This is a genomic window from Mycobacterium sp. TH-M103 (assembly GCF_057473785.1).
Genome location: NZ_JBYCLG010000176.1, coordinates 1 through 2,107, shown reverse-complemented (window position 1 = coordinate 2,107; position 2,107 = coordinate 1). Strand labels below are relative to the sequence as shown.

Here is a 2,107-nt window from a genome sequence, read left to right as displayed (position 1 = left end):
GCGGCGCTGCTGACGCTGGACCGGCAGGCCCGGATCAGCACCCGGGTGGTGGCCGGCAGCCAGAACGCCCAGGGGCCGATCGTGCTGGTAGGCGCCGGGGATCCGGCGCTGTCCGCGGCGCCGCCCGGCGTGGAGACCTGGTACAAGGATTCGGCGCGCATCAGTGACCTGGTCGATCAGGTCCGGCGCAGTGGCGTGACACCGACCGCGGTGCAGGTCGACACCTCGGCCTTCAGCGGCCCGACGCTGGCTCAGGGCTGGGATCCGGCCGACGTCGACAACGGTGACATCGCCCCGATCGAGTCGGTGATGATCGACGCCGGGCGCATCCAGCCCACCACGGTGAACTCGAGGCGGTCGCACACCCCGGCGCTGGACGCCGGGCGGGAACTGGCCAAGGCCCTGGGTCTGGACCCAGCCGCCGTGAAGATCGCCACGGCACCCTCGGGGGCGCGGCAGCTGGCGGTCGTGCAGTCGGCGCCGCTGATCGAGCGACTGTCGCAGATGATGGAGCACTCCGACAACGTCCTGGCCGAATGCATCGCCCGCGAGGTGGCGGCCGCCATCAACCGGCCCCGCAGCTTCGCCGGCGCCGTCGATGCGGTGACCAACCGGCTCGGTGCCGCCCACGTCGATACGGCGGGTGTCACGCTGCTGGATTCCAGTGGGCTCTCGGTCGACGACCGCCTGACCGCCAAGACGCTGGACGGCACGGTGCAGGCGGCCGCGGGGCCGGACCAACCCGGGCTGCGGGCGCTGCTGGATCTGCTGCCGGTCGCGGCTGGCAGCGGGACGCTGGGCGACCGTTTTCTGGACTCGGCGAGCAACCAGGGCCCCGCCGGCTGGCTGCGCGCCAAGACCGGCTCCCTGACCGCCGTCAACGCGCTGGCCGGGGTGGTCACCGATCGCAGCGGACGGGTCCTGACCTTCGCGTTCCTCTCCAACGACGCGGGCCCGAACGGCCGTAACGCGATGGACGCGCTGGCGGCCAAGCTGTGGTTCTGCGGATGCGCGACGTGACCGCGGCGCCCGACCTGACGCTCGGCACCGCCGTCGACTGGGGCTTCGCGGCCACCGTCGGGCAGCGGCTGGCCCGGCCGGGCCCGCCGTTCAGCGACTACACCCGCCACCAGGTGATCGACGAGCTGACCGGCGCGGCCGCCACGGCCGAACCGCCGGTGCGCGACATTACGGGCCTGGCCACCAACGGGTCGGTGCCGGCGGCCCGCGTCGTCGACCGCCCGGAGTGGGTGCGGGCCGCGGCCGAGTCGATGCGGGCGATGACCAACGGGACGGAAAAGCCCCGCGGCTTCCTCACCGGCCGCGTTACCGGCGCGCAGACGGGCGCTGTGCTGGCGTTCGTCTCCTCCGGGATCCTCGGGCAGTACGACCCGTTCGCGGCCGCCAAACAGGGCTGTCTGCTGCTGGTCTATCCGAACGTCATCGCCGTCGAGCGGCAACTGCGGATCGATCCGTCGGACTTCCGGCTGTGGGTGTGCCTGCACGAGGTGACCCACCGCGTGCAGTTCACGGCCAACCCGTGGCTGGCGGACTACATGTCGGAGGCGCTGGGGCTGCTGACCCAGGGCGCCGGCGACGACATCGGGCAGGTCGTCGCCCGGCTGGCCGACTACGTCCGCAGCCGCGGTGCGGGGGTCGACGCCGGGTCGTCGGGAATCCTGGGCCTGGTGCGCGCCGTGCAATCCGAGCCGCAGCGCGAAGCCCTGGACCGGTTGCTGGTGCTGGGAACGCTGCTGGAGGGGCATGCCGACCATGTGATGGACGCCGTCGGGCCGATGGTGATCCCGTCGGTGGCCACCATCCGCCGCCGGTTCGACGAGCGGCGCCACCGCAGGCAGCCGCCGTTGCAGCGGGTGCTGCGCGCCCTGCTCGGGCTCGACGCCAAGCTCAGCCAGTACACCCGCGGCAAGGCGTTCGTGGACCATGTGGTCGGGCAGGTCGGAATGCAGCGGTTCAACACCGTGTGGTCGGGGCCCGACACGCTGCCGTTGCCGGCCGAGATCGACGAACCCCGGCGATGGATCGACAGGGTCCTGTAGGGCGGCTGCGTGCGGCCGTCGAGGGTTTCGCCGCCACCTACCTGCCC

General features: G+C 72.6%; 2 protein-coding genes. Both read left to right on the top strand.

Features of this window, described 5'->3' with window-relative positions:
- A partial coding sequence (gene dacB, locus AC2VOR_RS09740) for a D-alanyl-D-alanine carboxypeptidase/D-alanyl-D-alanine endopeptidase (protein WP_486963690.1) occupies positions 1–1,020 on the top strand: 1,020 nt, incomplete at its 5' end.
- Complete coding sequence (locus AC2VOR_RS09735) at positions 1,017–2,060, top strand: zinc-dependent metalloprotease (protein ID WP_369741399.1); 1,044 nt, start codon at positions 1,017–1,019, stop codon at positions 2,058–2,060. The genes dacB and AC2VOR_RS09735, both read left to right, overlap by 4 nt.
- The last annotated feature ends 47 nt before the right edge of the window (positions 2,061–2,107 follow it).